General features: G+C 41.2%; 9 protein-coding genes and 1 pseudogene. 9 read left to right on the forward strand and 1 reads right to left on the reverse strand.

What is annotated here, in order from left to right:
• From tilS to ACKPQ4_RS05480, 3 genes are all read left to right on the forward strand, one after another.
• Window positions 1-775, forward strand: a 775-nt coding sequence (gene tilS / locus ACKPQ4_RS05470) for a tRNA lysidine(34) synthetase TilS (protein WP_407680194.1), incomplete at its 5' end; no start/stop codon positions are given.
• Between the two features lie 10 nt (window positions 776-785).
• The gene (ftsH, locus tag ACKPQ4_RS05475; RefSeq protein WP_407680195.1) at window positions 786-2,816 is read left to right on the forward strand and encodes an ATP-dependent zinc metalloprotease FtsH; all 2,031 of its coding nucleotides are present in this window, start codon (window positions 786-788) and stop codon (window positions 2,814-2,816) included.
• A 52-nt stretch (window positions 2,817-2,868) separates the two neighbouring features.
• Entirely contained in the window at window positions 2,869-3,024 is a 156-nt protein-coding gene (locus ACKPQ4_RS05480) for a small basic protein (RefSeq protein WP_407680196.1), read from the forward strand.
• 10 nt (window positions 3,025-3,034) lie between these two features.
• On the opposite strand, the gene cutA is transcribed toward ACKPQ4_RS05480, so the two are convergent.
• Window positions 3,035-3,364, reverse strand: coding sequence for a divalent-cation tolerance protein CutA (cutA, locus tag ACKPQ4_RS05485; protein ID WP_407680197.1), 330 nt, complete (start codon window positions 3,362-3,364; stop codon window positions 3,035-3,037).
• Between the two features lie 78 nt (window positions 3,365-3,442).
• On the opposite strand from cutA, the gene ACKPQ4_RS05490 reads away from it, so the two are divergent.
• The 6 genes and pseudogenes from ACKPQ4_RS05490 to ACKPQ4_RS05515 form a co-directional block, all read left to right on the forward strand.
• A complete protein-coding gene (locus ACKPQ4_RS05490; protein WP_407680198.1) occupies window positions 3,443-3,655 on the forward strand; it encodes a DNA-directed RNA polymerase subunit omega in 213 nt (70 codons plus the stop codon).
• A 63-nt stretch (window positions 3,656-3,718) separates the two neighbouring features.
• Entirely contained in the window at window positions 3,719-4,198 is a 480-nt protein-coding gene (gene smpB, locus ACKPQ4_RS05495; protein WP_407680199.1) for an SsrA-binding protein SmpB, read from the forward strand.
• Window positions 4,195-4,656, forward strand: a complete 462-nt coding sequence (locus ACKPQ4_RS05500) for a tRNA (cytidine(34)-2'-O)-methyltransferase (protein ID WP_407680200.1) — start codon at window positions 4,195-4,197, stop codon at window positions 4,654-4,656. Before smpB ends, ACKPQ4_RS05500 begins: the two co-directional genes overlap by 4 nt.
• 13 nt (window positions 4,657-4,669) lie before the next feature.
• A complete protein-coding gene (locus ACKPQ4_RS05505; protein ID WP_407680201.1) occupies window positions 4,670-5,695 on the forward strand; it encodes a glycosyltransferase in 1,026 nt (341 codons plus the stop codon).
• 56 nt (window positions 5,696-5,751) lie between these two features.
• On the forward strand, window positions 5,752-6,456 hold the full coding sequence (locus ACKPQ4_RS05510; RefSeq protein ID WP_407680202.1) for a 3-keto-disaccharide hydrolase: 705 nt from the start codon (window positions 5,752-5,754) through the stop codon (window positions 6,454-6,456).
• Window positions 6,457-6,503: 47 nt separating this feature from the next.
• Window positions 6,504-7,131: pseudogene (locus ACKPQ4_RS05515) on the forward strand (hypothetical protein); the annotation flags it as partial.

The raw sequence follows: 7,131 nt of genomic DNA on the forward strand, positions 1-7,131 counted from the left end.
CGAAGCAAGTGATCGAGATCTTTTGCAAGGGGTTGCTAAGACAGTTGATCTTTTAAGCCAAGATTCAAAGGCTCTAGATCATTATGCCCATGAATCTTATCGTGCATGCAAAGCTGGAGAAAAATTAGATTTTGAGGGTTTGATAAAATTGCCTTGTGCCATCCAAAGAAGAGTCCTGATTAAGTGGTTAGAGGAAATTGAATACAAACTTACTCCCCCAATACCCTTAAGTGCAAAAACTGGTCGGTTGGTTCAATTAATTAAAAATGCCAATTTCAAAGTATTACAAATGGCCGAAAAATTTAGCGTGAGGAAAAGGGGGGGATTCATAGAGTTCGAATATTCAGATGAATTAGCTCTTATCCCAAAGACAGCCTTGTCTTTTAGCTATTCCATACACCTACCATGCGGTGGAAGTGTCCAAGCAGAACAAATGATGCTAAATCCCCGCATTCTTGATCTGATTGATGGAAAGCATGTAAATTCTCAGAATGAAGCATTTATTTCACTGAAAACTTTGCCAGATTATCTTTTCATACGATCTCGAAAAGAAGGAGATATGTTTCGCCCACTCGGATCGCCAGGAAGCAAAAAACTATCAGATTGGATGATCGACCGAAAGTGGTCGAAAGCTAAAAAAATGAACACTCCCATTTTCTTGGATCAAAAAGAGGAAATCATATGGATACCAGGCTTTGCACCAGCAGAATCCGCCAAGGTTTCCAAGGCTGACTTACGGGTAATCCGTTTGACTTACCAACAATCAGACACATGATTGTATCGCTGTGGAAAACAATAAGAAAGATGATTCGGATGGGCAGGCTAAAGGCTTCCAGCCCAAGGTTTTATTAATTTGGTTAGCAGTACTTGCTGCTATCATCGGGCTTGTCATGGTCCAATCGGGAGAAATCACACCTAGCCAACTCTCGATTTCATCCATTGATGATTTAATAACAGCTGCCAAGCAGGATCGGGTGGACAAAGCCATTATCCAAAGTGACCCGAAAGGCGGAGAGGACTGGTATATTATCCAAGGGAAAATCCAAAATCCCGCTTTTGAAATAGATGAGAATCAGTACAAAACCCTTCCTTTTGTGGTCAAGGGTAGGGTAACAGAATCAGATTACAAAGAACTCAGGGATTTACTGGGGACCCGTTTTCGCGAAGAACCCTCAAGCACTATTTGGACGGAATTGCTCTTCAGCCTTTTACCATTTCTTCTGATTATCGGTCTTCTTTACTTTCTCTTTGTGCGCCAATTGAGAATGGCAGGAAAGGGTGCACTCAGCTTCGGCAAAAGCAAAGCCAAGTTACTTACCCGCGAAAATGAAAAAATTGTTTTCAATAATGTAGCTGGATGCGACGAAGCCAAGGAAGAGGTTTCTGAAATTGTTGATTTCCTCAAAGACCCGAAGAGATTTCGTAAGATTGGAGGAAAAATCCCCAAAGGCGTCCTCATGGTAGGTCCCCCAGGTACAGGCAAGACCCTACTCGCTAAGGCTGTAGCCGGTGAAGCAGATGTTCCATTTTTTAGTATAAGCGGTTCAGACTTTGTAGAAATGTTTGTTGGTGTCGGAGCAGCCCGTGTTAGGGACATGTTTGAACAGGGAAGGAAAAATGCACCATGCTTAATTTTTATAGATGAAATTGATGCTGTTGGTCGCCAACGGGGTGCCGGGCTTGGCGGAGGTAACGACGAGCGAGAACAAACCTTAAATTCTTTGCTCGTAGAAATGGATGGGTTTGATGGTCATGAAGGTATTATTATCATCGCTGCAACAAATCGTCCGGATGTTTTAGATAATGCACTTCTTCGCCCAGGTAGGTTTGATCGTCAGGTTATGATCGACCTTCCGGATTTGGAAGGTAGAGACGCCATACTCAAAGTGCATGCCAAAAAAATTAAACTATCAGAAGAGGTTGAACTCAAGTCCTTGGCCCGTGCAACTGCTGGTTTTTCGGGAGCAGACCTTGCCAACCTTCTAAATGAAGGTGCATTGATTGCAGCTCGCAGACGCAAAAAACATGTCGAACCTATAGACCTTGATGATGCCAGAGAAAAAATCTCTTTTGGTCGCGAGCGCCGCAGGGTCATGGATGACGAGGATAGGAAAATAATTGCCTACCATGAAGCCGGTCATGCGATCGTTCAGGCAAAAACTGACGATGGTTTACTTCCCATACACAAGGTTACCATTATCCCAAGAGGACAAAGCCTTGGAAGCACAATGTTCACGCCTAAAAAGGATATTTTAAATCACAGCAAAAGAAGAATGCTTAACCAAGTCTGCTGTGCAATGGGAGGCCGGGCTGCAGAAGAAATCGAAATCGGAGATGTAACCAGTGGCGCTGCTGGAGATATTCGCATGGCTACAAACATTGCTCGCAGCATGGTTTGTGACTGGGGAATGAGTGAATTAGGCATGATTTCTTTTGGTGATAAACAGGATCAAGTCTTCTTGGGCAAGGAACTTAGCAGGGCTCAAAATTACAGCGAAGAAACGGCTCGAAAGATTGATTCCTCAATCAAAGAAATCATTGACCAACAATACGACAGAGCTAAAAAAATCCTTACCGAAAATATTGAGTCCTTGCACGCAGCAGCAAATGCACTGCTCGAATTCGAAACAGTTGAAGGAAAACACATCCACGAAATAATCGATCATGGTAAAATCATTTCTGAAATAACTAAATCCTCAGAAAAAAATTCTGAGGAAAAGGAGAACGAGGATTCAAGCGAATCAGCAAATGATACAACAGAGAAAGAACAAGACTCTATCGAACCTGGAGCAGAACCAATAGGTGCAACTGCATAATTCTTTTTTCTCACTTGAATTATTATACAATTTCCAATAATTAAATATACTTATGAGCAGACATCCAAGTTTTAGTCCTCCAGGAGGACTGTCCAAGAACAGAAACGTACTTAAGCGCTTTGAGCGTGTCGAGTTGCTACGCAAACGTGGACAGTGGAAAAAAGGTGATCGCGTCGTTTCCTTAATTAAGACAAAACCAGAGGAATAATTCACTCGAGTTAAGGGGAAGCTTTTGAGCTTACCCAAGTTTTAAAATCTTGGCTAGTTTCGACCTCCCAATTTATCCATTGAGGTAGTTCATATGGGTGTATTTCAGTAACCTCTTTTTGTATTTTCGGATCTACATTTTTCGGGAACTTCACAGTTACTCTCCATTCCTTATCCTCAACAATTTTTTCGTTCCATCGATAAATAGTTGAAATTGGGCCTTCAATTTCTCCACATGCAATAAGATTTGATTCCAGAAGTTTACGAACAATATTCTCAGCATCCTTTTTTGATGATACAGTCGTCTTACCAATCATAATTGTATTGTTATTGCCTTTCATAATAGAAATACATTGCAAATTTCACATTTTCCCCTAACTTTCAACCCTTTTGCACAAATCTAATTACCTAATCTAATTGTGAGAGACGAATACCTACAAGAAGCCCAAACCATCGTCGAGGACCCTAACGCCCTCATCAACTTGGTCTCTCGACGCTCCAAGCAACTAAAGCATGGGAGCAAACCTCTGATCGAATCTTTGGAGAAATTAGAACCGGAAGATGTTGCACTTCGCGAAATTATCGAAGGCAAAATCACATACCAACCCTGGGACGAAGACTCCGAGGACTGATCAAGTCAAGTAGACGACTATGGGAAAACTACCTGTAGTTTAATCTTCGCCAAATAACCTAACATGGCAGGCAAGAAAAAGATTGCTGACCGTTTGCCCTCCTTCAGTAACTCAAAAGCTAGGCATAAGTTCTTACTTGGTGACAAAATGGTGGCTGGTATTGAATTGCAAGGCACAGAGGTAAAATCCATTCGAAATGGTAAGGCTCAGATTTCCGAATCGTTTGCCCGTTTCAATAAAGATCAACTCTATTTGTACAATGCTTATATTGACGAATATATTTTTGGTAATGAAAACAATCATGAACCCACAAGACCCCGGAAATTACTTTTAAACCGTAGAGAATTAGATCGTTTAAAAGCAGCAGTCGAAGCTTCGGGGAAAACAATTGTTCCCTTAAAGCTTTTTTTCAAAGGTGCTTTAATCAAATGTGAATTGGCATTGGGCACGGGTAAAAACCAAAGAGATAAGAGGCAGGATTTAAAAAAGAGAGTGGCCCAAAGAGAAGCTGATCAAGCAATGAAAAATTCTCTCAAGCGATGATAGATGTAATTCTTTTCCAGCCTGAAATACCTCAAAATACTGGAAGCATTGGAAGGCTTTGCGCCTTTACCAATTGCCGACTTCATCTCATCCATCCTCTAGGTTTTGAAATCAACGACAAGAATTTAAGGCGAGCAGGAATGGACTATTGGCAGTCCCTTGAGGTTAATGAATATCAGAACTGGGATGATTTCATTAAATCTCCCAAGCGACCAAGTAAACTTTATCTCTTAAGTACTCATGCAAAAAAAACTATCTGGGATGCAAGTTTTCAATGCGGAGATGGTTTAATTTTTGGAAAAGAGGGTGCTGGTGCTCCTGATTACATACATCAATGGGTCGAAGGAAACCGATTAACCATTCCAAAGTACGCCCCCGAATTGCGCTCCCTAAACCTTGCAGTTTCCGTTGGTATAACCGTTTACGAAGCGATTCGGCAAATATCATCATCTAATTAAGATCAAAAAAGGCATGCCTCCTAAAGTTTCGATCGTGCTGCCAGTTCGAAACGAAGAAAAGTTCTTAAAAGAATGCCTTAAATCGATTCTACAACAAACTCTGTCACAATGGGAACTCATTGCAGTTGATGATCATTCAACTGATGAAAGCTATCAAATCTTAGAAACTTTTGCCCAAAGAGATAGTCGTGTAAGAATCTTTAAAAACCCAGGCAACGGCATCTCAGATTGCCTGAACTTTGCTATCTACCTAGCAAAATCCCCCTTAATTGCGAGGATGGATGGTGATGACCTTATGGAACCAAAACGTATGGAGATTCAAGTCGATCATTTGGATAAGAATACAAAGGTTGGTTTAGTATCTAGCCAAGTTGAACCTTTCCCCAAGGCCATTAAAAACCAAAGGAAAGGGTATGAATTGTATGTCCAGTGGACCAATGAGATCCTCACTCCAGAGGAACATTCAATGAATCGATTTGTAGACTGCCCATTTGCTCACCCATCGATAATCTTCCGTAGAAGTCTGATCGATTGTTATGGCGGTTATGCAAAAGGCATATTACCCGAGGATTTCGAACTCTGGTTAAGATGGATGGGTCATGGTGTAGTAATGGAAAAATTACCGCAGGTTCTTTTAAAATGGAGGGATCATCCCAAACGAGCTTCCCGAACGAATTTAGGCTATACACCTTCCGCATTTCAAAAAGTTAAAGCCAAGTATTTACGCAAATGGTTGGAAGAAGAATTTAGCTTAGGTGAAAGGATCATCCTATGCTGGGGAGCCGGTCGAGTAGCTAGGGAACTTTTCAGTCTTTTAAAAAAAGAGGGGATTAAGATTTCTGGCTTTATTGATCTAGACCCTAAAAAAATGAACAAACAAATTGCAACCTTACCCATTATCCCGATTGAACAGATTCCATCACCCAAACAATGTTTTATCCTAATTTTGGCAGGAGCAAGAGGTGTTAGGAAAAAAAGTTCTGAATATTTGCAAGAACATGGATATGTTTTAGGTCATCACTTTCTACCCTTGGCGTAATTTCTTAACCTTTTCCAATTTGCCAGCAAGCCTTCGATAATCCATAAAGTTAGTTCATGAAGCCAACACTCTATCTATTTTTATTAATTGGATTTTCCCTGCAATCTTTGCATGCCCAACCCAAAGGCTTCAAAGCCCTATTCAATGGGAATAACTTGGATGGCTGGTGGGGGCTCGGTACGATTGACCCATCCACATGGGTTAACCTACCCGAAGAAAAACTTGCTAAAAAAAGGGCGGACAGCCTAGTTAATATAAATAAACACTGGCGCGTTGAAAACGGTGAACTCGTTAATGATGGACAAGGTCTTTTTCTGACCACGGTAGAGAACTTTGCTGATTTTGAGTTACTATTAGATTATAAAACCGTGCCGCTCGCGGATAGTGGGATTTACCTGCGAGGAGTACCCCAAGTTCAAATCTGGGATACTACTGAGGCAGGAGGGAAATGGAAACACGGGTCAAAAAAAGGATCCGGTGGACTTTGGAATAATGGCAAGGGAGCCCCCGGTCGCGATCCTCTTGTTCATGCTGATAAACCTTTTGGAGAATGGAATCAATTTCGAGTCATAATGACTGGAAATATTGTAACGGTTTGGCTTAACGAAAAATTGGTCGTCGATAAGGCTCCTCTTACCAAGTACTGGAAACGGGCAAAAAGCTTAATTGACCGAGGCCCAATTCAATTACAAACACATGGCGGAGAAATTCGTTGGAAAAATATATTTATCAAGCCAGTAACTACAAAACAATCAAAGTAGCTTCTATTAATTTAACTATAAGCCTTTAATTTGTTTTTGACCGCAGAGTGATCACCTCCAAGTTGCAAAGAAGAAAAAGCGGACAGACTCGCTTTTTTCCAGAAATCGCAATTTCGTGCTCCAGAGAACTTCAAAACTTAGGTTTTTCAGCAGATGTATTCTTGATACCTGGGGGACTGGGCGTTCGCTTTCTTTCCGATCGTCAATTCTCGAATCTCTCCAACTTGTCCCATCTCCCCATTAGGGAATTGGACTTTTCTAAAGTCTGTTCCTTTGACCCTGAACATATTCAATCTTTTTCACTGGAGGCATTGTGCCTTCCTAGGGGGTGCAATTTTCCTTTTCGAGAATTTAAAAGGTTTAAACTTAAAAGGCTTTCCGCGGTTCAATCTAAATCAACCGATTTTGAATCTTTAGCTATCTTACCCATTGAGGAATTAAACTTGTCCGGATGCTCGGCTCAAAACCTATCTTTTACTCACTCGATGCCTTTAACCAAGTTGGACATCTCAGATACCAACCTTCTCGACCTTCGTCCGCTTTCTGAAAAACCATTGGAGCAATTATTTCTTCAAAAATCAAAAGTCGAAAACTTGTCCCCACTTGCAGACTGTCCGCTAGAAGAATTGAATTTAAACAAGACACTTATTTCTGACCTTGCACCTCTTCGGGGAA

This window comes from Candidatus Chordibacter forsetii (genome assembly GCF_964187505.1).
Lineage (GTDB): Bacteria > Verrucomicrobiota > Verrucomicrobiia > Opitutales > Seribacteraceae > Chordibacter > Chordibacter forsetii.

Coding starts and splice junctions, on each gene's coding strand:
- ACKPQ4_RS05480 (WP_407680196.1), top strand. CDS start 2,869: ATGAGCAGACATCCAAGTTTTAGTCCTCCAGGAGGACTGTCCAAGAAC.
- cutA (WP_407680197.1), bottom strand. CDS start 3,364: ATGAAAGGCAATAACAATACAATTATGATTGGTAAGACGACTGTATCA.
- smpB (WP_407680199.1), top strand. CDS start 3,719: ATGGCAGGCAAGAAAAAGATTGCTGACCGTTTGCCCTCCTTCAGTAAC.
- ACKPQ4_RS05500 (WP_407680200.1), top strand. CDS start 4,195: ATGATAGATGTAATTCTTTTCCAGCCTGAAATACCTCAAAATACTGGA.
- ACKPQ4_RS05505 (WP_407680201.1), top strand. CDS start 4,670: ATGCCTCCTAAAGTTTCGATCGTGCTGCCAGTTCGAAACGAAGAAAAG.
- ACKPQ4_RS05510 (WP_407680202.1), top strand. CDS start 5,752: ATGAAGCCAACACTCTATCTATTTTTATTAATTGGATTTTCCCTGCAA.